The 26,112-nt window shown below is 69.7% G+C and carries 29 protein-coding genes; 9 read left to right on the top strand and 20 right to left on the bottom strand.

Going from position 1 to position 26,112, the window contains the following annotated elements:
* The first annotated feature begins 15 nt into the window (after positions 1 to 15).
* On the top strand, positions 16 to 804 hold the full coding sequence (locus tag U3649_RS09555) for a TatD family hydrolase (RefSeq protein ID WP_407351110.1): 789 nt from the start codon (positions 16 to 18) through the stop codon (positions 802 to 804).
* A 219-nt stretch (positions 805 to 1,023) separates the two neighbouring features.
* Here U3649_RS09555 and U3649_RS09550 read toward each other — a convergent pair whose 3' ends face one another.
* Positions 1,024 to 1,860: a ThiF family adenylyltransferase gene (locus tag U3649_RS09550; RefSeq protein ID WP_407351109.1), complete on the bottom strand. Its 837-nt coding sequence runs from the start codon at positions 1,858 to 1,860 to the stop codon at positions 1,024 to 1,026.
* Between the two features lie 173 nt (positions 1,861 to 2,033).
* Here U3649_RS09550 and U3649_RS09545 point away from each other — a divergent pair, with 173 nt between their 5' ends.
* On the top strand, positions 2,034 to 2,486 hold the full coding sequence (locus U3649_RS09545) for a hypothetical protein (protein ID WP_407351108.1): 453 nt from the start codon (positions 2,034 to 2,036) through the stop codon (positions 2,484 to 2,486).
* Positions 2,487 to 2,686: 200 nt separating this feature from the next.
* Positions 2,687 to 3,163, top strand: coding sequence for a peptidoglycan-associated outer membrane lipoprotein precursor (locus U3649_RS09540; protein ID WP_407351107.1), 477 nt, complete (start codon positions 2,687 to 2,689; stop codon positions 3,161 to 3,163).
* Positions 3,164 to 3,244: 81 nt separating this feature from the next.
* Here the strand turns inward: U3649_RS09540 and U3649_RS09535 are convergent, their stop codons facing one another.
* Entirely contained in the window at positions 3,245 to 3,460 is a 216-nt protein-coding gene (locus U3649_RS09535; RefSeq protein WP_407351106.1) for a cold-shock protein, read from the bottom strand.
* A 260-nt stretch (positions 3,461 to 3,720) separates the two neighbouring features.
* On the opposite strand from U3649_RS09535, the gene U3649_RS09530 reads away from it, so the two are divergent.
* Positions 3,721 to 4,221 (top strand): DUF456 domain-containing protein, encoded by a 501-nt coding sequence (locus U3649_RS09530; protein WP_407351105.1) that lies wholly within the window; start codon positions 3,721 to 3,723, stop codon positions 4,219 to 4,221.
* A gap of 10 nt (positions 4,222 to 4,231) precedes the next feature.
* Positions 4,232 to 5,386, top strand: coding sequence for a phospholipase A (locus U3649_RS09525; RefSeq protein WP_407351104.1), 1,155 nt, complete (start codon positions 4,232 to 4,234; stop codon positions 5,384 to 5,386).
* Here the strand turns inward: U3649_RS09525 and putP are convergent, their stop codons facing one another.
* The 4 genes from putP to rlmE form a co-directional block, all read right to left on the bottom strand.
* The gene (putP, locus tag U3649_RS09520) at positions 5,387 to 6,898 is read right to left on the bottom strand and encodes a sodium/proline symporter PutP (RefSeq protein WP_407351103.1); all 1,512 of its coding nucleotides are present in this window, start codon (positions 6,896 to 6,898) and stop codon (positions 5,387 to 5,389) included. It abuts the gene before it with no gap.
* Positions 6,899 to 7,249: 351 nt separating this feature from the next.
* Positions 7,250 to 8,149, bottom strand: a complete 900-nt coding sequence (gene folP, locus U3649_RS09515; protein ID WP_407351102.1) for a dihydropteroate synthase — start codon at positions 8,147 to 8,149, stop codon at positions 7,250 to 7,252.
* A gap of 179 nt (positions 8,150 to 8,328) precedes the next feature.
* On the bottom strand, positions 8,329 to 10,242 hold the full coding sequence (gene ftsH, locus U3649_RS09510) for an ATP-dependent zinc metalloprotease FtsH (RefSeq protein WP_407351101.1): 1,914 nt from the start codon (positions 10,240 to 10,242) through the stop codon (positions 8,329 to 8,331).
* A gap of 146 nt (positions 10,243 to 10,388) precedes the next feature.
* The gene (gene rlmE / locus U3649_RS09505) at positions 10,389 to 11,015 is read right to left on the bottom strand and encodes a 23S rRNA (uridine(2552)-2'-O)-methyltransferase RlmE (RefSeq protein ID WP_407351100.1); all 627 of its coding nucleotides are present in this window, start codon (positions 11,013 to 11,015) and stop codon (positions 10,389 to 10,391) included.
* Between the two features lie 79 nt (positions 11,016 to 11,094).
* Between rlmE and yhbY the strand changes: the two genes are divergently transcribed.
* Together yhbY and U3649_RS09495 are read left to right on the top strand one after the other, a co-directional pair.
* Positions 11,095 to 11,400: a ribosome assembly RNA-binding protein YhbY gene (yhbY, locus tag U3649_RS09500; protein ID WP_407351099.1), complete on the top strand. Its 306-nt coding sequence runs from the start codon at positions 11,095 to 11,097 to the stop codon at positions 11,398 to 11,400.
* 247 nt (positions 11,401 to 11,647) lie between these two features.
* Complete coding sequence (locus tag U3649_RS09495) at positions 11,648 to 12,052, top strand: Mth938-like domain-containing protein (RefSeq protein WP_407351098.1); 405 nt, start codon at positions 11,648 to 11,650, stop codon at positions 12,050 to 12,052.
* A gap of 198 nt (positions 12,053 to 12,250) precedes the next feature.
* On the opposite strand, the gene U3649_RS09490 is transcribed toward U3649_RS09495, so the two are convergent.
* From U3649_RS09490 to surE, 4 genes are read right to left on the bottom strand one after another with little or no spacing between them, the layout of a single operon-like run.
* The gene (locus U3649_RS09490) at positions 12,251 to 13,051 is read right to left on the bottom strand and encodes a peptidoglycan DD-metalloendopeptidase family protein (protein WP_407351097.1); all 801 of its coding nucleotides are present in this window, start codon (positions 13,049 to 13,051) and stop codon (positions 12,251 to 12,253) included.
* Positions 12,994 to 13,578 (bottom strand): YqaA family protein, encoded by a 585-nt coding sequence (locus U3649_RS09485; RefSeq protein WP_407351096.1) that lies wholly within the window; start codon positions 13,576 to 13,578, stop codon positions 12,994 to 12,996. The genes U3649_RS09490 and U3649_RS09485 overlap by 58 nt, the downstream gene beginning before the upstream one ends.
* Entirely contained in the window at positions 13,578 to 14,288 is a 711-nt protein-coding gene (locus tag U3649_RS09480; RefSeq protein ID WP_407351095.1) for a protein-L-isoaspartate(D-aspartate) O-methyltransferase, read from the bottom strand. The genes U3649_RS09485 and U3649_RS09480 overlap by 1 nt, the downstream gene beginning before the upstream one ends.
* Positions 14,285 to 15,067, bottom strand: a complete 783-nt coding sequence (surE, locus tag U3649_RS09475; RefSeq protein WP_407351094.1) for a 5'/3'-nucleotidase SurE — start codon at positions 15,065 to 15,067, stop codon at positions 14,285 to 14,287. Before surE ends, U3649_RS09480 begins: the two co-directional genes overlap by 4 nt.
* 356 nt (positions 15,068 to 15,423) lie before the next feature.
* Here surE and U3649_RS09470 point away from each other — a divergent pair, with 356 nt between their 5' ends.
* Positions 15,424 to 15,963, top strand: coding sequence for a Smr/MutS family protein (locus U3649_RS09470; RefSeq protein WP_407351093.1), 540 nt, complete (start codon positions 15,424 to 15,426; stop codon positions 15,961 to 15,963).
* 51 nt (positions 15,964 to 16,014) lie between these two features.
* Here the strand turns inward: U3649_RS09470 and U3649_RS09465 are convergent, their stop codons facing one another.
* The 10 genes from U3649_RS09465 to U3649_RS09420 form a co-directional block, all read right to left on the bottom strand.
* Positions 16,015 to 16,263 carry a hypothetical protein gene (locus U3649_RS09465; protein WP_407351092.1) on the bottom strand — a complete coding sequence of 83 codons (249 nt, stop codon included), beginning with the start codon at positions 16,261 to 16,263 and terminating at the stop codon, positions 16,015 to 16,017.
* A gap of 114 nt (positions 16,264 to 16,377) precedes the next feature.
* Positions 16,378 to 17,457, bottom strand: coding sequence for a tRNA pseudouridine(13) synthase TruD (truD, locus tag U3649_RS09460; RefSeq protein WP_407351091.1), 1,080 nt, complete (start codon positions 17,455 to 17,457; stop codon positions 16,378 to 16,380).
* Positions 17,454 to 17,933, bottom strand: a complete 480-nt coding sequence (gene ispF, locus U3649_RS09455; protein WP_407351090.1) for a 2-C-methyl-D-erythritol 2,4-cyclodiphosphate synthase — start codon at positions 17,931 to 17,933, stop codon at positions 17,454 to 17,456. Before ispF ends, truD begins: the two co-directional genes overlap by 4 nt.
* Positions 17,930 to 18,697 carry a 2-C-methyl-D-erythritol 4-phosphate cytidylyltransferase gene (ispD, locus tag U3649_RS09450; RefSeq protein WP_407351089.1) on the bottom strand — a complete coding sequence of 256 codons (768 nt, stop codon included), beginning with the start codon at positions 18,695 to 18,697 and terminating at the stop codon, positions 17,930 to 17,932. The genes ispF and ispD overlap by 4 nt, the downstream gene beginning before the upstream one ends.
* On the bottom strand, positions 18,694 to 19,044 hold the full coding sequence (gene ftsB, locus U3649_RS09445) for a cell division protein FtsB (protein ID WP_407351088.1): 351 nt from the start codon (positions 19,042 to 19,044) through the stop codon (positions 18,694 to 18,696). Before ftsB ends, ispD begins: the two co-directional genes overlap by 4 nt.
* A 14-nt stretch (positions 19,045 to 19,058) precedes the next feature.
* Complete coding sequence (eno, locus tag U3649_RS09440; RefSeq protein ID WP_407351087.1) at positions 19,059 to 20,345, bottom strand: phosphopyruvate hydratase; 1,287 nt, start codon at positions 20,343 to 20,345, stop codon at positions 19,059 to 19,061.
* The gene (locus U3649_RS09435; RefSeq protein WP_407351086.1) at positions 20,342 to 20,839 is read right to left on the bottom strand and encodes a hypothetical protein; all 498 of its coding nucleotides are present in this window, start codon (positions 20,837 to 20,839) and stop codon (positions 20,342 to 20,344) included. Before U3649_RS09435 ends, eno begins: the two co-directional genes overlap by 4 nt.
* Positions 20,836 to 21,684, bottom strand: a complete 849-nt coding sequence (gene kdsA / locus U3649_RS09430; RefSeq protein ID WP_407351085.1) for a 3-deoxy-8-phosphooctulonate synthase — start codon at positions 21,682 to 21,684, stop codon at positions 20,836 to 20,838. The genes U3649_RS09435 and kdsA overlap by 4 nt, the downstream gene beginning before the upstream one ends.
* Positions 21,685 to 21,796: 112 nt before the next feature.
* Positions 21,797 to 23,479, bottom strand: a complete 1,683-nt coding sequence (locus U3649_RS09425; protein ID WP_407351084.1) for a CTP synthase — start codon at positions 23,477 to 23,479, stop codon at positions 21,797 to 21,799.
* Positions 23,480 to 23,608: 129 nt separating this feature from the next.
* Entirely contained in the window at positions 23,609 to 23,866 is a 258-nt protein-coding gene (locus U3649_RS09420) for a hypothetical protein (protein WP_407351083.1), read from the bottom strand.
* Between the two features lie 282 nt (positions 23,867 to 24,148).
* Between U3649_RS09420 and parE the strand changes: the two genes are divergently transcribed.
* Positions 24,149 to 26,038 carry a DNA topoisomerase IV subunit B gene (gene parE, locus U3649_RS09415; RefSeq protein WP_407351082.1) on the top strand — a complete coding sequence of 630 codons (1,890 nt, stop codon included), beginning with the start codon at positions 24,149 to 24,151 and terminating at the stop codon, positions 26,036 to 26,038.
* Positions 26,039 to 26,112 lie beyond the last annotated feature (74 nt).

Raw genomic sequence — 26,112 nt, 5'->3', positions numbered from 1 at the left:
GGCGCGCCAGCCGCCATGCACGTGCTCGTCGACAGCCATTGCCATCTCGACGCCGGCGAGTTCGATCCCGACCGCGACGCGGTGCTGGACCGCGCGCGCGCGGCGGGCGTCACGCGGCAGGTGGTGCCGGCGACCGATGCGGCCGGCTGGCCGAAGCTCCGCGGAATCTGCGCCGGAACGGGTGGACTGCATCCGGCCTACGGCCTGCACCCGATGTTCCTGGACCGGCACCGGCCCGGCCACCTCGGCGAGTTGCGCGAGTGGATCGAACGCGAGCGGCCGGTGGCGGTGGGCGAATGCGGGCTGGACTACTACGTCGACGGGCTGGACCGCGACGCGCAGCAGGATTATTTCGACGGCCAGTTGCGCCTGGCCCGGGACTCCGCGCTGCCCGTGATCGTGCACGCGCGACGCGCGGTGGACGCGGTGGTCGCGGCGATCCGCGGCGTCGGCGGGCTGCGCGGCGTGGTGCACAGCTTCGCCGGCAGCCAGGAGCAGGCGCGGCAGCTGTGGAAGCTGGATTTCATGATCGGCCTCGGCGGCCCGCTGACCTACGAGCGCGCGAAACGGCTGCGCCGGATCGTGGCCGCCATGCCGATCGAGCACCTGCTGCTCGAGACCGATGCGCCGGACCAGCCGGACGCGGAGATCCGCGGCCGGCGCAACGAGCCCGCGCGCCTGCGGCACGTCCTGGATACGGTGGCGGAGCTGCGCGGCGAGTCGCCGGACGCGGTCGCCGCCGCGACCACCGCGAATGCGGAACGGCTGTTCGGCCTGGCTTCGGCGACCGACGGCCGGGAATAGGTGGCGCAACTCCGCCCGCGCAGTCGCGACTCCCGTCGCTCCCACAGGAGGTGGCTGGACTCAACCGCCGCGGCGGTCTTCTTTTTGTGGGAGCGACGGGAGTCGCGACAGTCCATCCGGTAGCGGCGTTTCCATCGGCACGCCGGAATCCCGCCGAAGACCGAGCTTCTACCGAATGACCGCATCCCCTGGCGGGCATCATCCCCGGCGGACGGCGCCCTATTTTGCGTTCGCGGCCCCCGCTTCCTCGATCCCGACTTCCTGCGTGGACGCACGCTTGAGCAGCATCGCCAGCGCCTTGCCCGCGGCGGCGAAGGCGAACGCGCCGGTGACGTGGGTCGCGGCGCCCAGGCCGGCCCCGCAGTCGAGCTTGAACGCGGCGTCGGCGTCGAGCTTCGGCCGCAGGCCGCAGACGCTGCCGTCGGCCTGCGGATAGCGCACGTTCTCCAGCGAGTACACCGCCGGCACGCCGAAGTAGCGCTTCGGCCCCTTGGGGAAGTTGAACTCGCCGCGCAGCTTCTTGCGCACCAGCGCCAGCATCGCGTCGTGCTCGGTGCGCGAGAGATCGCGCACGCGCACCAGGGTCGGGTCGACCCGGCCGCCGGCCGAGCCGACCGTGATCGCCGGTTGCTTGCGGCGGCGGCACCAGGCGATGGCCTCGACCTTGCTGCGGAAGCTGTCGCAGGCGTCGAGCACCAGGTCGTAGCCGCGATCGAGCAGCGCATCGAGATTGGCCGGCGTCAGGAACGCCGCCACCGGCTCGACCGCGATGTGCGGATTGATCGCCAGGCAGCGCTCGGCCATCGCCTCGGCCTTGCCGCGCCCGTACTGCCCCTGCAGCGCCGGCAGCTGGCGGTTGGTGTTGGACAGGCACAGATCGTCGGCGTCGATCAGCGTCAGCCGGCCGACGCCGCTGCGCGCCAGCGATTCCACCGCCCACGAGCCGACGCCGCCCAGCCCGACCACCGCGACGTGCGCCTGCGCCAGGCGCGCCAGCGCGCCGCTGCCGTAGAGCCGGTCGATGCCGGAGAAGCGGTCGGTCCAGTGCGTGTCCATGTGCACAGTGTAGGTCGACGGCGTCTCCCGGGTCCCGCGATGCGACGCCATCCCGCGGCTGCCCTGCCCCGCACGATCGTTCCGGCGGCCGCGATGCCTTCCCCCCGAAATCACGCCCGCAACGGCGTGCTATGTTTTGCCGCACGCCAGCCCGCAGACGCACGGAGCCCGCCATGTCGACCTCGCCCGATGACAGCAACACCGGCCGCAAGCCGTCCGCCGCCGGCCGCTACCTGTTCCTGTTCCTGCTGGGGCTGGTCGTCGGCGTCGTGGCGACGGTGATGATCGTACGCGCGATCCAGGCGCGCGCCGACCATTTTCCCGACAGCGTCATGCACGTGCAGCAATGGCACCTGGGGCAGCTGCGCAGCCGGGTCGAGGAAAACCGCTGCGCCGCCACCGACCTGCTGCCGCACCTGCGCGCGCTGCGCACGATGAGCGACGACCTCGAGCCCGCGTTCCCGAAGCTGCGCGACGACAAGCGCTTCGCCCAGCATGCCAGCCACCTGCGCGCCACGCTCGATGCCGCGCTGGCGTCGCCGCCGCTGCACTGCGCCGGCCTCGGCGCCACGGCCAAGGAGATCGGCGAGTCCTGCAGCAGCTGCCATCGCGATTTCCGCGGTTGAACGGCCTCGGCCGGCGGCTGGGTCGCGGACCTGCACCCGCCGATGAACGACGGCTACATGCGTCCGGCCCGTAGCCGGCACGCCTTCGCGGCAATTCTCGGCGCGTTCACGATTACGCTCCTACGCTCGGCGGCGTGGAGCCTGCGATGCCGGACGGCGCGCAGCTCCCTGTCCCGACATTCCCATTCCGGAGAGATGCGATGAAGACCCGTCTGATCGGCACAACCACGCTCGCAGCAGCCGCGCTGGCCCTTGCCGGTTGCGCCTCGTCCCCCGGTTACGGCCCGGGTTACGGCGGCACGTCCTCGCCGGGCTACGGCACGCCGTCGTCGTGCTACGACTGCGGTACCGTGACCCGCATCGAGCGCACCTCGGACGGCAAGCCCAACGTCGCCGGCCCGCTCCTGGGCGGCATCGTCGGCGCGGTCGCCGGCAAGGAACTCGCCCGCCGCAATACCGACAGCGAAGGCCGCCGCAACGTGGCCACCGCCGGCGGCGCCATCGCCGGCGCGGTCGCCGGCAATGCGATCCAGAACCGCACCGAGGGCAGCGGCGTCTACAACGTGCACGTGCGCATGGACGACGGCCGCACCGTGGTGCTGTCGCAGGCGGACCTGGGCGGCATCCGCGAAGGCTCCTACGTCAGGGTGCAGGACGGTCGCGCCTGGGCCCGCTGAACCGGGCCGAGCCAGACAAAGAAAACCCGGCTTTGCGGCCGGGTTTTCCTTATGTGCCGCCCATGTCGGCAGAAGAACCGCTCAGGCGGCCTCCACCGCATCGGCCTGCAGGCCCTTCTGCCCCTGCACGACCACGAAGCTGACCTTCTGGCCTTCTTTCAGGCTCTTGAATCCCTGCATCTGGATCGCGCGGAAATGCACGAAGACGTCCTCGCCGTTCTCACGGCTGATGAAGCCGAATCCCTTGGCGTCGTTGAACCACTTCACGGTACCCACTTCGCGTTCTGCCATGTGCATCACTCCCTGGAGCTGCTGACTGGTCTGTTTGGATCGACTGACACCGTTGCCGGCGGCTGGTTGCAAGGAGGGAAGCGGGAACTTCGATGTAGCGGACCGGTAAGCTGCAAAGCGCGGATCGACTGCACCCAGGCCACGTTTCAGGTGACCTTGACAAACACAGCGCGAGCAAATTACCCCGGCATTTGCCAAAATGCAATCGCGTGCCCGAGGGCCCGTCCGGCCGCATTGTCGGCCGCCCGTAGACGCATGGAGAGCCCATGGAAACGCAATCGATCTGGTACGCGGTCGCCCTGATCCTGGTCCTGGTCGGCATCCTCGGCACGGTGCTGCCGGCGCTGCCCGGCCTGCCGCTGGTGTTCGTCGGCATGCTGGTGGCGGCATGGGCCGGCGGCTTCGAGCAGATCGGCGCGATGACGCTCGCGATGTTGGGCGTGCTGACCGTGCTGTCGCTGCTGGTGGACTTCTGGGCCGCGGCGATGGGCGCCAAGCGCGTGGGCGCCAGCCGCAAGGCGCTGGTAGGCGCGGTGATCGGCACCTTCGCCGGACTGTTCTTCGGCATCGTCGGCGTGTTCGTCGGACCGTTCGTCGGCGCCGTGGCCGGCGAACTGCTGCATGGGCGCCGGCTCGATCCCGGCGGCGTCGGCCACGCCACGCGCGTCGGCGCCGGCACCTGGATCGGTATCGTGATGGCCGTGGCGCTGAAGCTGATGCTGGCCTTCGCCATGGTCGGCATCTTCGCGCTGGCCTGGCTCAACTGAGGAATCCAGCATGATCCGCAACGCCAACCGCCCAGCCGCCGCGATCGCGTTCGCCCTGCTCGCGCCCTGCGCGCAGGGCGCCGAGGACCGTCCGGCCGCCCTGGAAGCCTGCGCCGCGATCGGGACCGACGCCGCCAGGCTCGCCTGCTACGACGAGGCCATGGGCCGGAGCGCCCCCGGCCCCGCCGAGGCCGACGCCGCCGCGGCTAGCGCCCGCCTGGCGCGAGACGCCGAGTCCGAAACCGGCACCGAAGCCGCGGGCGCACGCGAACGCGCGCGCCGCAGGATCGACGGCATGTTCGTGCACGACCCGAACGATCCGCTCGAAGCCGCCATCGCCAACGTCGGCAAGGGCTCGCTGCTCGATACCCGCTGGGAGCTGGCGAAGGACTCCAAGCTCGGCCTGTTCAACTTCCGCGCCTACAAGCCCGTCTACCTGCTGCCGGCGTTCTGGACCAGCGAGACCAATCCGGCGCCCACGTCGCCCAACCCGGACAACACCGTCACCGAGCCGCAGCAGCTCGACAACTTGGAGACCAAGTTCCAGATCAGCTTCAAGACCAAGGCGTTGGAGAACCTGTTCGGCGACAACGGCGACCTGTGGATGGGCTATACCCAGAGCTCGCGCTGGCAGGTCTACAACACCGAGCAGTCGCGCCCGTTCCGCGAGACCAACTACGAACCCGAAGTGCTGCTGGTGTTCCGCAACGGCTACGGCCTGCCCGGCGGATGGCGGGGGCGGATGGCCGCGGTCGGCATCAACCACCAGTCCAACGGCCGCGAGGATCCGCTGTCGCGCAGCTGGAACCGGGTGATGTTCAACGTCGGCCTCGACCGCGAGAACTGGGCGCTGATGCTGCGCCCGTGGGTGCGCGTCTCCGACGGCAGCGACGACGACAACCCGGACATGGAAGACTACATGGGCCGCGGCGACCTGACCCTGGTGCATGTGCGCGGCGGACACCAGTTCTCGCTGATGGCGCGGCATTCGCTGCGCGGCGGCGACCGCTCGCACGGCGCGCTGCAGTTCGACTGGGGATTCCCGATCCACCGCGCCTTCCGCGGCCACCTGCAGGTCTTCGACGGCTACGGCGAGAGCATGATCGACTACAACCACCGCGCGACCTATATCGGCCTGGGCATCTCGCTGCAGGAGTGGTTCTGATCAATACCCGGTTTCGCGCAGCGAGTGGCGCACCTGCTCGTGCGTGGCCTGGATCTCCTGCGGCGGCTCGCGATCGAGCAGGCTGACCACCACGATCGCAACGGTCGCGGCGATGAAGCCCGGCACGATCTCGTACAGCTCCATGTCGAAGCGGCCGATCGCGATCTGCTTCCACGCGATCACCGTCACGGCGCCGACGATCATTCCCGCCAAGGCGCCGTTCCGGGTCATCCGCTGCCAGAACAGCGCCAGCAGCACGACCGGTCCGAAGGCGGCGCCGAAACCGGCCCACGCGTACGACACCAGCCCGAGCACGCGGCTGTCGGGGTCGCGCGCCAGCCACAGCGCCACCAGCGCGGTCAGCAGCACGCCGCCGCGGCCGGCCCAGACCAGTTCCCGCTGTCCGGCCTGCTTGCGCAGGAAGCCGCGATAGAAGTCCTCCGAGAGCACGCTCGAGCACACCAGCAGCTGGCTCGACAGCGTGCTCATCACCGCCGCCAGAATCGCCGACAGGATGATGCCCGCCACCCATGGATTGAACAGCTGCTCCACCAGGCTGATGAACACGCGCTCGGCATTGGCCTGCACCGGGCCGGCCACGTCCGGGTTGGCGGCGTAATAGGCGATGCCCAGGAAACCCACGGTGAGCGAACCGGCCAGGCACAGCACCATCCAGCCCATGCCGATGCGGCGCGCCGCCGGAATCGTGGCCACGCCGTGGGCGGCCATGAACCGCGCCAGGATGTGCGGCTGCCCAAAATAGCCAAGGCCCCAGGCGATCAGCGAAATGATGCCGATCCATCCGAGTTCACCGCCGCGAAACCAATCGAGACGGGACGGATCCAGCTCCCGGATCATGCCGACGCTGGTTTCGAGCCCGCCGACGTGCATCAACACGATCATGGGCGTCAGCAGCAGGGCGAAGAACATCAGGGTGCCCTGCGCGGTGTCGGTCCAGCTGACCGCAAGGAATCCACCGACCAGGGTGTACAGGATCGTCACCGCGGCCCCCCACCAGATCGCCTGCGCATAGGGCAGTCCGAACACGCTCTCGAACAGGCGCGCGCCGGCCACCACGCCGGAGGCGCAGTACACGGCGAAGAACACGAGTATCACCAGCGCCGAGAGCACGCGCAGGGTGCGGCTGTTGTCCCGGAACCGGCTGGTGAAGAAATCCGGCAAGGTCAGCGCGTTGTCGGTGCGTTCGGTGTACACGCGCAGCGGACCGGCCACGTATTTCCAGTTCAGCCAGGCACCGCCGGTCAATCCGATCGCGATCCACGCCTCCGACACGCCTCCCAGGTACATCGCCCCGGGCAAGCCCATCAGCAGCCACCCGCTCATGTCGGAGGCCCCCGCCGACAGCGCGGTCACTCCCGGGCCAAGGCTGCGGCCGCCAAGGATGTAGTCGTCGAAGTTCTTGGTCGAGCGCCAGGCGACGAAGCCGATCAACACCATCGCGGCGAGATAGACCGTGAACATGACGATGAGCGGCGTGCTGGCAACCATCATAGGCAGACAATCCCCTGGAAGACGACGAGGCGCGGCCATCGCGGCGGCGCGAAACGACCAGCCTAACGCACCTGCCGGCGCACTTCAGCCCCGGGTTACCCACAGCGGCTGTGGACAAGCCGACGGGCCAAGCTGTGGACAAGTGCCGATGAGCCCGGCGCGGCGCGGGTTGCGCCTGTCATGGCGAAGTCATGACCACGGGCCCAACGGCCGTCCTGCCGGCGGCCGCCCGGGGCCACCAGGCGGGGGCCCTGCAACCAAGCGAGTCTCGGGGAGCGACTTGGCGTGGATCCCGCGGCCCGCCTTGCGGCGGCGACATCCGCGGCCTCGGCCGCGGCCCGGCGATTCGGCTCAGCCGTCGTCGGGCCAGCGGACCGCGGGCGTGGCGGGGGCCGCGCGCGGCACCGGTACCGCGGCGACCGCGGTCCAGACCTTGAGCGCGTCCACGGTGGCCGCGATGTCGTGCACGCGCACGATGCCGGCGCCGCGTTGCGCCGCGATCAGGTGCGCGGCGACCGAACCGTGGACGCGCTCGGCGGCGATCTCGCGTCCGGTGAGCTCGCCGATGGTGCGCTTGCGCGACAGGCCCGCGAGCACCGGCACGCCGAGTTCGGCGAAACGCTGCAGCTGCGCGAGCAACGCGAGGTTGTGTTCGCGGGTCTTGCCGAAGCCGAATCCGGGGTCGACGACGATGCGCTTCCGGTCGATGCCCGCCATCTCGGCCGAGAAGATCCGCTCGGCGAGGAACCGGTGCACCTCGCCGACGACGTCGTCGTAATGCGGCGCTTCCTGCATCGAGCGCGGTTGGCCGAGCATGTGCACCAGCACCACCGGCACGCCGAGCGCTGCGGCGGCGTCGAGCGCGCCCTCGCGGCGCAGCGCATGGACGTCGTTGATCATGCCGGCGCCGGCCTCGACCGCGGCGCGCATCACCTCCGGCTTGGAGGTATCGATGCTGATCGGCAGCGATACCTGCTTCGCCAACCGTTCGACCACCGGAATCGTGCGCCGCAATTCCTCTTCCAACGGCACTTCGTCCGCACCCGGGCGCGTGGATTCGCCGCCGATGTCGAGGATGTCGGCGCCCTGCTCCGCGAGCTCGAGGCCATGCGCGACCGCCGCTTGCGGATCGCCGTGCGCGCCGCCGTCCGAGAACGAATCCGGGGTCACGTTCACGATGCCCATCACCCGCGGGCGGTCGAGCTTGAGGATGCGGCCGGCGCAGTCGAGTTGCGGAGTGACGTCGAACATTCAGTCGTTGTTCCTGCCGTTGCGGTGGATGCCGATCGCGGCGCCGATGCCGGTCACCGGCCCGGTCGGCCCCGAGGGGGCCCTTGGTTCGCGTTCCCCGGACCCGTCATCGCTTCTCCGAAAGCGAAAAGGCCAGAGCGGACTCCGGCCTCTTCGAGACTGTGCAGCGAACGCGGCGCCTAGGTCTGCTCCGCCGGGCCGCCGATCGGCGGCAGCGGCCGGCTGTCGCCCTTGTCGCCGTCGTTCTTGTCGCTGCCGGGCCTGTTCCACCCGACCGGCGGCGGCGGCTCGCGCCCTTCCATGATCGCGTCGATCTGCGGCACGTCGATGGTCTCGTACTCGAGCAGCAGCTTGGCCATCGCGTGCAGCTTGTCGAGGTTGTCGGTCAGGATCCGGGTGGTACGGCCGTAGGCCTTGTCCAGGATGCTGCGCACCACTTCGTCGATCCTGCGCGCGGTCTCGTCGGAGACGTTCTTGTGCTGGGTCACCGAGCGGCCGAGGAACACCTCGTCCTCATCCTCGCTGTAGGCGATCGGCCCCATCTCGCCGGACAAGCCCCACTTGGTGACCATGTTGCGGGCCATCTTGGTGGCACGCTCGATATCGTTGGAGGCGCCGGTGGTGACCTTGTCCTCGCCGAAGATCAGCTCCTCGGCGACGCGGCCGCCGTACAGCGAGCACAACTGCGATTCGATCGCGGTGCGATTGAAGCTGTACTTGTCGCCCTCGGGCAGGTACATGGTCACGCCCAGGGCCCTTCCCCTGGGAATGATCGTGACCTTGTAGACCGGGTCGTGCTCGGGCACCAGGCGGCCGACGATGGCGTGGCCGGCCTCGTGGTAGGCGGTGAGCGTCTTCTCCTGCTCGCTCATCGCCATCGAGCGGCGCTCGGCGCCCATCAGGATCTTGTCGCGCGCCTTGTCGAAGTGCTCCATGCGCACGCCCTTGGCGTTCTCGCGCGCGGCGAACAGCGCCGCCTCGTTGACCAGGTTGGCGAGGTCCGCGCCGGAGAAGCCCGGCGTGCCGCGCGCCACCACCAGCGGCTGCACGTCGTCGTCCAGCGGCACCTTGCGCATGTGCACCTTGAGGATCTGCTCGCGGCCCTTGACGTCGGGCAGCCCGACCACGACCTGGCGGTCGAAACGGCCCGGGCGCAGCAGCGCCGGGTCGAGCACGTCGGGGCGGTTGGTCGCCGCGACCACGATCACGCCCTCGCCGCCCTCGAAGCCGTCCATCTCGACCAGCAGCTGGTTGAGGGTCTGCTCGCGCTCGTCATGGCCGCCGCCCAGGCCGGCGCCGCGGTGGCGGCCGACGGCGTCGATCTCGTCGATGAAGATGATGCACGGCGCGTGCTTCTTGGCCTGCTCGAACATGTCGCGCACGCGGCTGGCGCCGACGCCGACGAACATCTCGACGAAGTCGGAGCCGGAGATCGAGAAGAACGGCACCTTGGCCTCGCCGGCGATGGCCTTGGCCAGCAGGGTCTTGCCGGTGCCGGGCTGGCCGACCATCAGGATGCCGCGCGGGATCTTGCCGCCGAGCTTCTGGAACTTGGAGGGGTCGCGCAGGAACTCGACCAGTTCCTCGACCTCCTCCTTGGCCTCGTCGCAGCCGGCGACGTCGGCGAAGGTGACCTTGGTCTGGTCCTCGTTGAGCATCTTCGCCCGCGAGCGGCCGAAGGACATGGCGCCCTTGCCGCCGCCCTGCTGCATCTGCCGCATCATGAAGAAGAAGAAACCGATGATCAGCAGGACCGGCAGGAAGTTGATCAGGATGTAGACGAACGACGGGCCGCTGGCCGGCGGCGCCTGCTTGATCTCGACGTTGTGGTTGATCAGGTCGTCGACCATGCGCTCGTCGCGGCGCGGCGCGATCACGGTGCCCTTGGCCCCGTCCTTGCGCTCGAAGGTGATGGTCTTCTCGTCCTCGGCGATGTCGACCTTCTTGATCCGGTCGTTGCGCACCTCCTCCATGAACTGCGAATACACCACCTCCTGCGTGCCGGCGGTGCGCGGGCTGAAACTCTGGAACACCACCATCAGCACGACGGCGACGATCACCCAGAGCATCAGATTTTTCACTAGATCGTTCATGGACTTGTCAGCTCTGGAATTTGTAGATGGCCGCGCAACCGGCGCCGCGACAGTACTTCGGGACCTACATTGTGGCTGCCATCCATGGCGAAACCAAGCCGGGCCCGGACGGTCCGGCCCCTGTCGTCCATGGCGGGGCGTTCCGCTTAGCGCGGTCGCTTGCCCCGCGCCAGGGCATAGACTTCCGGCGAACGCTGGCGCGACGCCGACGGCTTGCGGATCGACACCTTGTCGTAGCGGCGGCGCAACTCCCGGACGTAGTCGTCGAAGCCGACGCCCTGGAACAGCTTGATCAGGAAGGCGCCGCCCGGCCGCAGGTGGTGATCGGCGAAATCCATCGCCAGTTCGGCCAGGTGGATCACCCGCGGCTGATCCACCGCGTCCATCCCACTCTTGTTGGGGGCCATGTCCGACAACACAAGGTCGACGGGCGCGTCGCCCAGCATCGTCTCAAGCTGAGATAAGACCGCATCCTCCCTGAAGTCGCCATGAAGAAACTCGACCCCGGCCAGGGGCGGCATCTCCAGGATGTCCAGCGCCACCACCCGCCCGCGCTCGCCCAGCGCCTGCCGCACCCACTGCGACCAGCCGCCGGGGGCCGCGCCGAGGTCGACCACGGTCATGCCGGGCTTCAGCAGGCGGTCGCGGGCGACCAGTTCCTCCAGCTTGTAGGCGGCGCGCGAGCGCATCCCCTCCGCCTGCGCCCGTTTGACGAAGGGATCGGAGAAGTGCTCCTTCAGCCAGCGCTGGCTGCTCTTGCTGCGCGTCGCCATGGGGTCTGGAAGTACCGCCAAATCAGGGATTTCCGGCCGTCATGATACTCTGCGGGACCCGCCCGATCCTTCGTACCGCATGAGTACCCGCCTGACCGCCTCCCAGTCACGTTTCCTTCGCGGTCAGGCCCACGGGCTCAAGGCGATCCTGCAGATCGGCGGCAAGGGACTGACCGACGCGGTGGTCGCCGAAGTCGACGGTGCGCTCGAGCACCATGAACTGATCAAGGTCCGGGTGGCCGTCGGCGATCGCGACGAGCGCGACGCGCTGGTGGCCGACCTCGCCGAGCGCAGCGGCGCCGCGCTGGTGCAGCGGATCGGCAATGTCGCGGTGCTCTACCGGCCATCGAAGGACAAGCGCCAGATCGTGCTGCCGAGGGCTTGAAGAGCCGGGAATCGGGAAGAGCCGGGAATCGGGATTCGAGAATCGGGAATCGGAAAAGCGGTAAAGCCCCGATACTCGTCGTCCCGCCCGCCTTCCGAACGGCTGGTCAAGCCGGGATCGATCTTCCCTGCAGCACCCGAGACCGGCGCCAAGACCAAAATGGATCCGGACACTTGCGCTCTGGCCGCGACGCTTCAATCTTCTCCCGATTCCCGATTCCCGATTCCCGATTCCCGATTCCCGTCCCATGCAGTTCAACCTCGAACGACCCGACTTCGACTATTTTCTCCGTGGCGCCGACGCGGCCTCGGCGCTGGTGAACGAGCGGCAGCTGCGCGCGAGTTTCGTCATCGCCCCCGATGCGCTGATCGAGGATTGGCCGGTGCGGGACGTGACGGCGATGGGTTCGGCCGACCTGGATCCGCTGCTGGCCCTGTCGCCCGAGGTCGTGGTGCTCGGCACCGGCGGCAGCCAGGCCTTCCCTCCGGCCGAGGTCATGGCCGCGTGCCTGTCGCAGGGCATCGGCCTGGAAAGCATGACCAATGCCGCCGCCGCACGGACCTACCAGGTGCTCGCCGGCGAGGGGCGGCGGGTGGTGGCGGGGTTCGTGCTCGACGGTCGGGGCTCTGGCGCCGGACCCGGGGATCCGTAAAAGCGGGAAGCCCACTTCGCACGTGCGCTGAAACCTCCGCGGACCTCTCCGCCGGACGGGTATCCGTTTTCCGGCGCGGTTTCGCAGGAGCGCCTGCTTGCGACAAGGCCCGTGGAAACGTCCGAGCGGGTACAACCGCGCTCTACGGACGAATCCCCAATCCCGTTTCTCGAATCCCGTCGTATCTCCCCGGCCGCCTCAGCGGCTGGGGAGATACGACAGCGGATCGACCGGCTTGCCGTTGTGGCGAATCTCGAAGTGCAGCATGTCGCGGGCGGTGCCGCTGCGGCCCATCTCGGCGATCTGCTGGCCGCTGCGCACGCGCTCGCCCTCGTTGACCAGCCGTGCGCGGTTGTGGCCGTAGGCGGACAGCCACTGGTCGTCGTGCTTGACGATGATCAGCTCGCCGTAGCCGACCAGGCCGGACCCGGAGTACACGACCACGCCGTCGCCCGCCGCCCGGACCGGCTGGCCGCCGTTGCCGGCGATGCCGATGCCCTGCTTGGTCGGATCGCCGTTGGCGAAACGGCTGATGATCTGGCCGTCCGCGGGCCAGCGCCAGGCCACTGAACTGCGCGCCGGGGCGGCCGCTGGCGATGTCGGCTGCGCCGGCGGCGTCGCGCCGGTGGTCGGCCGCGCAGGCGGGCGCGTGGGCGCGGCGGCGGTGCGGGCGCCGGAGCCGCCGGGATACAGCCGCAGCCGCTGGCCCGGGTAGATCGTGTAAGGCGGCGAGATGCTGTTCCAGGTCGCCAGGTCGAGCGGGCTGATGCCGTTGTCGACGGCCAGGCCGTACAGGGTGTCGCCGCGTTTGACGGTCACCGTCTGTCCCGGCTTGGGCGTCGATGTGCCGGCCTGCGGCACGCGGGTGCCGCTTTCCCGGATCACCCGGCTGCTGCCGCAGGCACTCAGCAGCACGAGTGCCACCAGTACGATTGCCATCCTCATCCGCGCAACTCCATCCACACCAGTCCGACGATCACGATCGCGGCCACCGCCCATCCCAGCAGTTCCACGTAGCGCCGCAGCACGCGCTCCAGCCGCTCCCCGCCCCATGCGATCAGGCCGGCGACGAGGAAGAAGCGTGCACCACGGCCGATGAAGGAACCCAATACGAAGGGGACCAGGCCGATGCCGGTGGCGCCCGATGCGATCGTGAACACCTTGTAGGGAATCGGCGTGAACGCCGCGAGGAAGACGAACCAGAATCCGTAGCGCACGAACATGTCCTGGACGCGGCGGAACGGCTCGTCCCACCCCATCGTCTGCATCCACGGCCAGATCGCCTCGAGCGCGAAGTGGCCCAGCACGTAGCCCAGCAGCCCGCCGACCACCGAGGCGAGCGTGCACATCAGCGCCAGGCGCCACCACGCCCGCGGCTGCGCCAGGGACATCGGCGCCAGCATCACGTCCGGCGGCACCGGGAAGAACACCGATTCCGCAGCGCTCAGCGCCACGAGATAGCGTGGCGCATGATGGTGCCGCGCCCAGACCAGGCAGCGGTCGTAGATCGCACCGAACAGCCGCATCAGTCGATCAGCCCCGACAGCAGCGGCACGAACACCACCGGCGCCAGCTCGGTGCGCTCGATCGCGCCGTCGGCGGCCTTGCGCAGCCGCACCAGGACCTGTCCGCCGCCGCCGCCGATCGGCGCCACCAGAACGCCGCCCGGCGCGAGCTGGTCGGTCAACGCCTCGACCAGCGCGGGCGCCGCCGCGGTCACCACGATGCCGTCGAAGGGTCCGTTGCCGGACCAGCCGATGCGGCCGTCGTCGTGCTTGCTGCGCACGTTCAGGCCCAGCGCGCGGAAGCGCTTGCGCGCCACCCGCAGCAGTTCGCCGATGCGCTCGACGGTGTGCACCTCCAGCCCCAGCGCGGCGAGGATCGCGGCCTGGTAGCCGGATCCGGTGCCGATCTCGAGCACCCGCGCCGGTCCCGCGGCGGATCCGGACGGCGGCCGCGGCGGCAGTCCGGCCAGCAGCGTCTCGGTCATCTTCGCCACCACCCACGGCTGCGAGATGGTCTGGCCATGCCCGATCGGCAGCGCGGTGTCCTCGTAGGCACGCGTGGCCAGCGCTTCGTCGACGAACAGGTGTCGCGGCACGGTGCGGATCGCGTTGAGCACGCGCTCGTCGGCGATGCCGTTGCCGCGCAGGCGCTCGATCAGCCGGTCGCGCACCCGCTGCGAGGTCATGCCGACGCCGATCGCCTCGGGCTGCAGCCGCAGGCGCGGCGTCATGCGCGCGCCTCCCGCAGCTCGCCCGCCAGCCCGTCGACCCAGCTGGCGACCTGTTCGAGCGCCTGGTAGCGGGTCAGGTCGACGTGGATCGGGGTGATCGCGATGGCGCCGTTGCGGACGGCGTGGAAGTCGGTGCCGGGCCCGGCGTCGAGTTCGGGACCGGCCGGGCCGATCCACCACCATGTCCTGCCGCGCGGATCCTCCAGCGGCACGCATGGCTCGGCGCGGTGGCGGTTGCCCAGCCGGGTGACCTCGAAACCGGAGATCTCGCTCCACGGCCGGTCCGGCACGTTGACGTTGAGGATGGTGTCGGCCGGCAGCGGATCGGCGCCGAGCCGCTCGACGATCTCCACCGCGGCACGTGCCGCGGTCTCGTAGTGATGGCCGACGTGCGCGGCGGTGACCAGCGACATCGCCACCGCGGGCAGCCCGAGGAAGCGGCCCTCCATGGCGGCGGCGACCGTACCCGAATAGATGACGTCGTCGCCCAGGTTGGCGGTGTTGTTGATGCCCGAGACGACGAGATCCGGTTCGCGTTCCAGCATGCCGGTGATCGCCACGTGCACGCAATCGGTCGGGGTGCCGTGCACGCGCCAGGTGGTGTCGTCGACCTGCACCACGCGCAGCGGCATGTCCAGGGTCAGCGAATTGCTGGCGCCTGAGCGGTCGCGGTCGGGGGCGACGATCAGCACCTCGTGGCCTGCCCCGCGCAGGCCCTCGGCGAGGATCCGGATGCCGGGCGCATCCACGCCGTCGTCGTTGCTGACCAGTATGCGCATGGAAGATGGGTCACGAAATGCGTCCATCATAGCCGATGCCGCATCGGCCGCCGAGGAACGGGTGAGGAGGAACGAGGAACGGGAAACAAGGAACGAGTGGGCGCGTGCGCGCTGCGAGGGCAGCCGCCCGGCTCGATTCGGCCGATGCCCGGGGCGGGCATCCTGTGGGAGCGACGGAAGTCGCGACTGGTCGCCCGCGCAGTCGCAACTTCCAGCGGTGCATTCCCGCCGCTCCACGACGGCGCCCCACTCGTTCCTCCTCACCCGTTCCTCGCTCCGGCAGCCGATCTCCGCCGCCGTCGATCCACCCAGGAGGGCGACGGGAAAGAACGCCACGCTTTTGTATGCTGTCGCCCATGATCAGGCGCAAGCCCCCGCCGACCGAGGACGAGGCCGCACTGTTCCGCGATGCGATCGGCCCGGTGCGCAGGTTGCCGGAGGCGGCGCCCCCCGCATCCAGGCCGCGTCCGGAACCGCGGCCGCGCATGGCCGAGCGCGACGAACGCGAGGCGCGCGGCGAATTCCACGCCCTGCTGGAGGAAGGCCGGCTCGACGCCGGCGACAGCCTGCGCTACCGGCGCGACGAGGTGTCGCCGCGGATCCTGCGCCGACTGGCGCGCGGGCAGTACGCGGTGCAGGACGAACTGGACCTGCACGGCGCCGACGGCGCCCAGGCCGAGGCCTGGCTGAAGCGCTTCCTCGCCGGCGCACGGGCGGACGGCAGCGCCTGCGTGCGGATCGTGCACGGCAAGGGCCGGCACGGCGAAGGCCTGCCGGCGTTGAAGAACCTGGTCGATCGGCTGCTACGCCGGCGCGCCGACGTGCTGGCGTTCCACTCGGCGCCGCCCGCGCAGGGCGGGACCGGCGCGGTGCTGGTCCTGCTCAAGCCGCGCTGAAGACGAGGCCCGGTCAGCGGCGCCGGGCCCGTCGTCGCCGCGACCGGGCGCTTACTGCGCCTCGGAATCGTCGCTGCGGGCCACGCGCTTGAGCGGCGGGTTGACCCAGCGCACGTCGAGCCCGCGCATGCGGGCGGTGCGCTCGACGTAGGCGATGTAGGCCATGTCGCGTTCGAACGCCTGGGCCGGCTGCGAACCCGCCGGCGCGGCCCCGTATCCGGCACCGCCATGGGGGCTCGCGCATGCAGCCAGGCCGAGCATGGACAGCGAAACGATCGTGCAAAGAAGCGGTCTGTTCATGACAGTTCCTCCCATGCGCCGCTCTCGGCATCCACGTGCGTGCGGGTGCCTGAATCCGGTTATACGCCGAGGAAATCGGCGCTCCAGTGCCGTGGAACGCTTTCCGACGAACGGTCAGCCGGCGGGCTGGGCGGCGTTGCGCATCGGTCCCAGTTCAGCAAGCACCGCGGTGGCATAGGCGCCGGCGGGCAGTTCGAAACCCAGGCGGATGACGTCGTCGCCGAGCCACTCCCAGGCCATGGCCGCGGGCCGCAAGCGGGTGGCGCGGCGCTCCTGGCGCAGACCCGCCGACTCCAGCCCTTGCCGCAGCGCGGCGGCGTCGGCGCCCGCCATTGCCGTCGTCTCGAGCGCCAGCGAGGCGGCGGTGCTGCGCGGCGCGCCGGCGCCCCACAGCGGCGCGCTCGGATGGATGTCGAACGCCTGCAGCCTCTGCGCGAGCGCCTCGCTCCAGGGTTCGGGGCCGAACACGCTGCGGCTGCCGTCGAGGATCCACACCTCGCCCTCGAGCCCGCGATTCCAGGAGCCGCCACGCACGCGCGCGGCGAGCACCCGGTTGAACAGCTCCGAGCGCGCCGCCGACAGCAGATGGGTCCGCTGCTCGCGCCGCATCCGGCGCCCGGCGAACATCGCGAGCGCGGCCGCCAGGTTGCCGCCGTCGCGGCCGAAGCGCTGTTCGCCGAAATAGTTCGGCACGCCGCCGTCGGCGATCGTCGCCAGGCGCGCCTCCACCGCCCCGCGATCGCCCTGCACATCGCGCAGCGCCAGCACGAAGCGGTTGCCCGCCAGCGCGCCGCGCGGAAGCTTCTTCGCGTGCCGTGCATGCGCGAGCACGCGCAGCGCCTGGCCCGGGCCGGCCCCCTCCCCGTCCAGCGTGCGCGGGTCGGGAGCGTCGCGCCCGGGCAGGTGCACGCTGAAGCGCTGGCGCGTCAGCGCGTGGCGATCCTTCAATCCCGCATAGCCGATCGCCGAGACCGGAACGCCCGCCCAGCCGGCGATCCGCTCGGCGGCGAACGCGGTGTTCATGCCGCGCTTCTCGACCGTCAGCAGCAGGTGCTCACCGCTGCCGCTGGGCTCGAAGCCGTCGAGTTCCTCGACCCGGAAGTCCTCCGGCGCGGTGCGGATCGACGCCGCCAGGACCGGATCGCCCCAGGCGCCCGGCAGCGCCGCGCCGGAAGCGGGCGGCGGCGCGTTCACGCCGCGACCAGCAGGCACACCGCGTGCGCCGCGATGCCCTCGCCGCGTCCGGTGAAGCCGAGGCGCTCGCTGGTGGTGGCCTTGACGCTGATCGCCCCGGCGTCGACGCCGAGATCGCCCGCGATCGCCTCCCGCATCGCCTGCGCATGGGGGCCGATCTTCGGCCGCTCGCAGACCACGGTGAGGTCGGCATTGCCCAGGCGCCAGCCGCGCCCGGCGGCCAGCGCCCGGCAATGCCGCAGCAGCACGCGGCTGTCGGCGCCCTTCCACTGCGGATCCGACGGCGGGAAATGCACGCCGATGTCGCCCAGCGCCAGCGCCCCCAGCATCGCATCGCACAGCGCATGCAAGGCGACGTCGCCGTCGCTGTGGGCGAGCACGCCCTGCGCGTGGGCGATGCGCACGCCGCCGACCATGACGTGATCGCCGTCGCCGAAGGCGTGGACGTCGTAGCCGTGGCCGATGCGGACGTTCATGGCGCCCCGCCCGCACGCAATGATGCGTTTTCGATTCCCGTTTCCCGATTCCCGCTTCCCCGCCTTTGCAGCAGGAACTCGAACAGCGCCAGGTCGGCGGGCGTGGTCACCTTCAGGTTGTCCTCGGCGCCCTCCACCAGCAGCGGGCGCAGCCCCTGCCGCTCCATCGCCATCGCCTCGTCGGTGACCGCGACGCCGGCGTCGATCGCGGCACGCAGCGCGCGGCTCAGCTGCAGGCGCCGGAACAGCTGCGGCGTCAGCGCGCGCCACAGCCGCTCGCGCGGCTCGGTGCCGTCGATGCCGCCGTCGTCGCCGGCGCGCTTGAGCGTGTCGCGGACAGGCGTGGCCAGGATCGCCCCGACCGGATCGTCGCGGCCGCGCTCGAGCAGGTGCTGCAGGTCCGAGTGGCGCAGGTTCGGCCGCGCGGCGTCGTGCACCAGCACGAAATCGTCGGCACGCACCTCGCGCGGCAGCGCCTCCAGCCCGGCCAGCACCGAGTCGGCGCGCGCGGCGCCGCCGATGCAGGCCAGCACCGGCTTGCCGGCCAGTTCGCGCCAGCGCGGCCAGTGCGGATCGCCGTCGGCGAGTACCACCACCACGCCCTGTATGCCGGGATGGACGAGCAGCGCCCGCAACGTATGCGCCAGCAGCGGCTCCCCGGCCACCGGCAGGTATTGCTTGGGCACCTCGCCGCCGAAACGCGTGCCGCGGCCGGCGGCGGGCACCACCGCCCAGAGCCCGCCCCGGACCGGCCCCGGGGTCATGGCGTGTCCTCCGCGTCGCCCGCATCGCCATCCGGCGGCGGAGGCGGCGCCGGCGGCGTTGGCGTTTCCACCACGCGGTAGAAGACCTCCCCGGGGCGAATCATCCCGAGCTCGCTGCGCGCGCGCTCCTCCACCGCCGCCTCGCCGGTCGGCGACTTCAGGTCGGCCACCTCGGCCGCGAGCGCCGCATTGCGCTGCCGCAGCCCGTCGTTCTGGTGCGCCTGCTGCGCCACCTGGCCCTGCAGCTGCGCCACGTCGCCGGCGCCGCCGTTGCCGAACCAGAGCCGGTACTGCAGCCATGCCAGCAACGCCGCCAGAAGCACCAGCACGATCCGCAATGCGCGCACCGCTGGCTGTCCCGCTACCGGTTCAGCGAGACGAAGGCGGCGCGTCCCGCGTAACGCGCCCCGGCACCCAGCGACTGCTCGATCCGCAGCAGCTGGTTGTACTTGGCGACGCGGTCGCTGCGGCACAGCGAGCCGGTCTTGATCTGGGTCGCGGTGGTGGCCACGGCGATGTCGGCGATGGTGGTGTCCTCGGTCTCGCCGGAGCGGTGGGAGACGATGGCCGCGTACTTCGCCGCGTCCGCCATCGCGATCGCTTCCAGGGTCTCGGTGAGGGTGCCGATCTGGTTGACCTTGATCAGGATCGCGTTGGCGGTGCCCGAGTCGATGCCCTGGCGGAAGATCTTCGGGTTGGTCACGAACAGGTCGTCGCCGACCAGCTGCACCTGGTCGCCGATGCGCGCGGTCAGCTGCTTCCAGCTGTCCCAGTCGTCCTCGGCCATGCCGTCCTCGATCGAGACGATCGGGTACTGCTTGCACCAGTCGGCGAGGAAGTCGACGAACTGCTCGCCGGTCAGGCGCCTGCTCTCGCCCACCAGGTGGTACTTGCCGTTGTCGAAGAACTCGCTGGAGGCGACGTCCAGCCCCAGCAGCACGTCCTCCCCGGCGCTGTAGCCGGCCCGGCCGATCGCCTCGAGGATGGTGTCGAGCGCCTCGACGTTGCTGCGGAAGTCGGGCGCGAACCCGCCCTCGTCGCCGACCGCGGTGGAAAGCCCGTGGCCCTTGAGCACCGACTTGAGCGCGTGGAAGATTTCGGTGCCGGCGCGCAGCGATTCGGAGAACGAGTCGAAGCCGACCGGCAGCACCATGAATTCCTGGAAGTCGACGTTGTTGTCGGCGTGCGCGCCGCCGTTGATGATGTTCATCATCGGCACCGGCAGCTCGGGGGCGCGGTCGCCGGCCAGCGATTTCCAGAGCGGGAGCTTCTTCGAGGCAGCCACGGCATGCGCGTTGGCCAGCGACACCCCGAGCAGCGCGTTGGCGCCCAGGCGGCCCTTGTTGTCGGTGCCGTCGAGATCGACCAGCCGCTTGTCCAGGCCGGCCTGGTCCTCGGCATCGAAACCGCGCAGCGTGTCGGCGATGGCGCCGTTGACGTTGCCGACGGCCTTCTGCACGCCCTTGCCGAGATAGCGGGTCTTGTCGCCGTCGCGCAGCTCGACGGCTTCCTTGGCGCCGGTCGACGCGCCGGACGGCACCGCGGCGCGGCCGAAGCTACCGTCTTCCAGGGTGATTTCGGCCTCAAGCGTGGGATTGCCGCGACTGTCGAGGATCTCGCGGGCATGGATGGTGCTGATCTTCGTCATAGGTTTTCCGATCTGAACTCGCGCAGGCTTTCAAGAAACGAGGAGTAGTCCGTGTTTCCACGGACGATGTGGGAATCGATGCCCGTGCGACGCATATCGGGAGCTTCCGGGGCGAGGTGGACATAGAACAATACTGCGTCACCTGGACGCACTGTTCCCAGGACACGTGGATCGCAAGAGGTGTGAACCTCGTGATGAATTTCCGTGATCTGGCCAGTGATCGGCGGGAATCCTTTGAACATCTCAACCAGTCGATAGTCTGCAACCAGGACCGAACCCGAATTGTCGGACAGTGGCCTCGCCTGCACGCGTTCCACCATTGCCAGAAAGATCTCATCGTAAGAGAGTTCAAGCCCGTACGGCTCCTCGAACGTTCGTGAGCAGGCACTGGCAGGGGAAATTGCCCCCATCAGAAACAACGCGCAGACAATTACGACCGCAGCCGCACCTCGGGTACAAGTCAGGCGCACATTGCTCGAGACCATCGTATTCAATCCCCGCCAGCCCCGACTTCAGCCTCGAGGAAACCACCTTTTTTGGCGGCACCGTCGAGTTCCAACAGCGTTTCCAGCAGTGCACGCATCTTCGGCAGCGGCCAGGCGTTGGGGCCGTCGGACAGCGCCTTCTCGGGCTCAGGATGGGTTTCCATGAACAGTCCTGCCACGCCGACCGCGACCGCCGCGCGCGCCAGCACCGGCACGAACTCGCGCTGGCCGCCGCTGGAGGTGCCCTGCCCGCCCGGCAGCTGCACCGAGTGGGTGGCGTCGAAGACCACCGGGCAGCCGGTGTCGCGCATCACCGCGAGGCTGCGCATGTCCGAGACCAGGTTGTTGTAACCGAAGCTGGCGCCGCGCTCGCAGACCATGATCTGCTGGTTGCCGGTGGACTTCGCCTTCTCCACCACCGGCTTCATGTCCCAGGGCGAGAGGAACTGGCCCTTCTTGATGTTGACCGGCTTGCCGGCGGCGCAGACCTTGCGGATGAAGTCGGTCTGGCGCACCAGGAACGCGGGCGTCTGCAGCACGTCGACCACGCTGGCGACCTCGTCCATCGGCGTGTACTCGTGCACGTCGGTCAGCACCGGCACGCCGATCTGGCGGCGCACCTCGCCGAGCACGCGCAGGCCCTCCTCCATGCCGGGGCCGCGGAAGCTGCTGCCGGAGGTGCGGTTGGCCTTGTCGAAGCTGGACTTGAAGATGAAATCGATGCCGAGCGCGCCGGTGATCTCCTTCAGCTGGCCGGCCACGTCGAGCTGCAGCTGCTCGGATTCGACCACGCAGGGGCCGGCGATCAGGAAGAACGGCCGGTCCAGGCCGACCTCGAAACCGCAGAGATTCATGCGCCTGCTCCTGCCGCTCCTGTGGGAGCGACGGAAGTCGCGACGCTCCCGTCTGCACCGGGACCGATAAGGCTGTCGCGACTTCCGTCGCTCCCACGAGCCCACCGACCGCTCATGCGCTGGCCTCCTTCAGCAGCTTGCCGCCGGCCTTGCGTTCGCGCGCGGCGCGCACGAAGCCGACGAACAACGGGTGGCCGCTGCGCGGCGTGGACAGGAACTCCGGATGCGCCTGGCAGGCGACGAACCACGGATGCTGCGGCAGCTCGATCATCTCCACCAGCAGGTCGTCCATCGACTTGGCCGAGATCACCAGGCCGGCCTCCTCGAGCTGGGTGCGGTAGCGGTTGTTGAACTCGTAGCGGTGGCGGTGGCGCTCGCCGACCACGTCCTTGCCGTACAGCTCGCGCGCCCGGCTGCCGGGCTTGAGCCGCTGCTCCTGCAGGCCCAGGCGCATGGTGCCGCCGAGGTCGCTGTCCTCACTGCGGCGCTCGACCTCGCCGGTCTTGGTGCGCCATTCGGTGATCAGGCCGATCACCGGATGCGGGGTCTGGCGGTCGTTCTCGGTGCTGTTGGCGCCCTCCAGCCCGGCCAGGTGGCGGGCGACGTCGACCACTGCCGCCTGCAGGCCATAGCAGATGCCGAAGTACGGCACGCGCCGTTCGCGCGCGTACTGCGACGCCAGCACCTTGCCCTCGAAGCCGCGGTCGCCGAAGCCGCCGGGCACCAGGATGCCGTCGACGCCGGCCAGCACGCTTTCCGCGCCCTGGCGCTCGATGTCCTGCGATTCGATCCACTTCAGCGTGACCCGGGTGCGCTGGCGGATGCCGCCGTGCTTGAGCGCTTCGCCGACCGACTTGTAGGCGTCCTTGTGGTCGACGTACTTGCCGACCACGGCGATGGTCACCTCGTCGATCGGGCGCTCGGTGGCGTCGACCACGTCCAGCCACTCGGACAGGTCCGCCGATTCGCTGGCGCGATCGCCCAGGTGCAGCCGCTCGACCACGATCTGGTCCAGGCCCTGCGCGTGCAGCCACATCGGGATCTTGTGGATGTCGTCCAGGTCCACCGCCGAGATCACCGCCTTCTCCGGGACGTTGGTGAACGAGGCGATCTTGCGCCGTTCGCCGTCCGGCAGCGGCTGCTCGCTGCGGCAGACCAGCACGTCGGGCTGGATGCCGATCGAGCGCAGCTCCTTGACCGAGTGCTGGGTCGGCTTGGTCTTCAGCTCGCCGGCCGCGGCGATGTACGGCACCAGGGTCAGGTGCATGAACATGGCCTTGTCGGCGCCGCGCTCGGTGCGCAGCTGGCGGATCGCCTCCAGGAACGGCAGCGACTCGATGTCGCCGACGGTGCCGCCGATCTCCACCAGCGCCACGTCGTAACCCTGGGTGGCGGCGTCGATGCTGCGCTTGATCTCGTCGGTGATGTGGGGGATCACCTGCACGGTGGCGCCGAGGTAGTCGCCGCGGCGCTCCTTGGCGATCACGCTCTCGTAGATCTTGCCGGTGGTGATCGAGTTCCGGCCGGACAGGTGCACGTTGACGAAGCGCTCGTAGTGGCCGAGGTCGAGGTCGGTCTCGGCGCCGTCGTCGGTCACGTAGACCTCGCCGTGCTGGAACGGGCTCATGGTGCCCGGGTCGACGTTGATGTAGGGGTCGAGCTTCATCATCGTCACCCGCAGCCCGCGCGCCTCGAGGATAGCGGCCAGCGAGGCCGCGGCGATGCCCTTCCCGAGGGAAGAGACGACGCCGCCGGTGACGAAAACGAGCGGAGTGACGGAACGGGGGGAAGTCATGGGCGCAGCAGGTCGCTGGAAAGCCCCATTCTACGGCAAGTGCGCTGCGCCCGGCTGACGGCGCGGGGATCGGCCGCCAAAAAGGCGCCCCGCCGGAGCGGGGCGCCAGACAACGCGATCGGGCCGGGATCAGGCCGGATCTTCTTCCTCGGCCTCGACGGCTTCCTCGGCCTCTTCCTCGGCGTCGGCGGCCTGCCAATCGGCGGCCTCGGCTTCCTGCTCGGCCGCGGCGGCATCGGCCTCGGCGGCGTCGGCGGCCTCGCCCGCCTGCGCGGCGGCCTGCTCGGCCTCGCGGACGGCCTGCTCGTCGACTTCCTGTGCGAACGCGGTGGGGGCGGCAAAGGCCGCGGCGATCAGAGCGGTAAACAGCAGGTTGCGCTGGGTCATCGTCGTGTCTCCAGAGAAGCGAAAGTTGTACTGCCAAAAGTAATGCCGCTTGCCTCAGCGACGCCTGCACCGTACCCATGCCATGCCGGCTGAGGACTGAACAACGAACACTTAACGGAAGTAAGCGCTTACACGCGTGTTTGCAGGTAATTTCGTCGATTCGCGATGCCCCGAACCCAGGGTTGTCCATAGCTGTTGCAAGCGCGCGAAAGCTGGTACCCGCGATCGCGCGCGCGACGGATTCCATTACCATGCGCGCTCCCCTAGCCACTTCCCCCGTGCATGAGCAGTCGCTACAACGCCGTCGACATCGAAGTCCTGTCCGGACTGGACCCGGTCAAGCGCCGCCCGGGCATGTACACCGACACCACCCGCCCCAACCACCTGGCGCAGGAGGTGATCGACAACGCGGTCGACGAGGCGCTGGCCGGGCACGCGCGCGAGATCGAGGTGCGGTTGTTCAAGGACGGCAGCTGCGAGGTGTCCGACGACGGCCGCGGCATGCCGGTGGACCTGCACCCGGAGGAGAAGATCCCCGGCGTCGAGCTGATCCTCACGCGCCTGCATGCCGGCGGCAAGTTCAACAACCGCAACTACACCTTCTCCGGCGGCCTGCACGGGGTCGGCGTGAGCGTGGTCAACGCGCTGTCGAGCCGGGTGGAGATCTTCATCAAGCGCGACGGCAACGAATACCGCATGGCGTTCGCCGACGGCGATGCGGTGTCGCAGCTGGAGACGGTGGGCAGCGTCGGCAAGCGCAACACCGGCACCCGGCTGCGGTTCTGGCCCGACCCGAAGTACTTCGACACCGCCAAATTCTCCCTGCGCGCGCTCCGGCACCTGCTGCGGGCCAAGGCCGTGCTGTGCCCCGGCCTCACCGTGACGCTGTTCGACGAGGCCAGCGGCGAGCGCGACCGGTGGCACTACGAGGACGGCCTGCGCGACTACCTGCACGGCGAGCTGGCCGATCGCGAGCTGCTGCCGCCGGAACTGTTCGTCGGCCGCCTGGACAAGGACACCGAGACCGTCGACTGGGCGGTGGCCTGGGTGCCCGAGGGCGAACTGGTGCAGGAGAGCTACGTCAACCTGATCCCCACCGCCCAGCACGGCACCCACGTCAACGGCCTGCGCACCGGCTTCACCGACGCGCTGCGTGAGTTCTGCGACTTCCGCAACCTGCTGCCGCGCGGCATCAAGCTGGCGCCCGAGGACGTCTGGGACCGCGTCGCCTTCGTGCTCAGCGTCAAGATGACCGATCCGCAGTTCAGCGGCCAGACCAAGGAGCGGCTGAGCTCGCGGCAGGCGGCCGGTTTCGTCGAGGGTGCGGCCCACGACGCGTTCTCGCTGTGGCTCAACCAGCACACCGAGTTCGGCGAGCGCATTGCCCAGCTGGCGATCGACCGCGCCAGCGCGCGGCTGAAGACCGAGAAGCAGATCGTGCGCAAGAAGGTCACCCAGGGCCCCGCCCTGCCCGGCAAGCTGGCCGACTGCATCAGCCAGGACCTGTCGCGGACCGAGCTGTTCCTGGTGGAGGGCGACTCCGCCGGCGGCTCGGCGAAGCAGGCGCGGGACAAGGACTTCCAGGCGATCCTGCCGCTGCGCGGCAAGATCCTCAACACCTGGGAAGTCGCCTCCGGCGGCGTGCTCGCCTCGCAGGAAGTGCACGACCTGGCGGTGGCGATCGGCTGCGATCCGGGCAAGGACGACATCGCGGGGTTGCGCTACGGCAAGATCATCGTGCTGGCCGACGCCGATTCCGACGGTCTGCACATCGCCACCCTGCTCACCGCGCTGTTCCTGCGCCACTTCCCGGCCCTGGTCGACGCCGGCCACGTGTTCGTGGCGATGCCGCCGCTGTTCCGCGTCGACGTCGGCAAGCAGGTGTTCTACGCGCTCGACGAGGAGGAGAAGCGGCTGCTGCTGGAGAAGATCCAGCGCGAGAAGCTCAAGGGCGCGGTCAGCGTCACCCGTTTCAAGGGCCTGGGCGAGATGAATCCGCCGCAGCTGCGCGAATCGGCGATCCACCCCGACACCCGCCGCCTGGTGCAGCTGACGGTCGACGACGGCGACCAGACGCATGCGCTGATGGACATGCTGCTGGCGCGCAAGCGGGCGGGGGATCGGAAGACGTGGTTGGAGAGCAAGGGCGACATGGCGACGCTGGAGGTATGAGTGGGCTATTCGCTCTCACCCGCCGTCGCGACGGCGCCCGCTCGCCGCCACGGAACGCGCTGCCTGGCGCGGTG

This window comes from Luteimonas sp. R10, from assembly GCF_045689605.1.
Lineage (GTDB): Bacteria > Pseudomonadota > Gammaproteobacteria > Xanthomonadales > Xanthomonadaceae > Luteimonas.
This window is presented reverse-complemented; position numbering and strand designations above follow the sequence as displayed.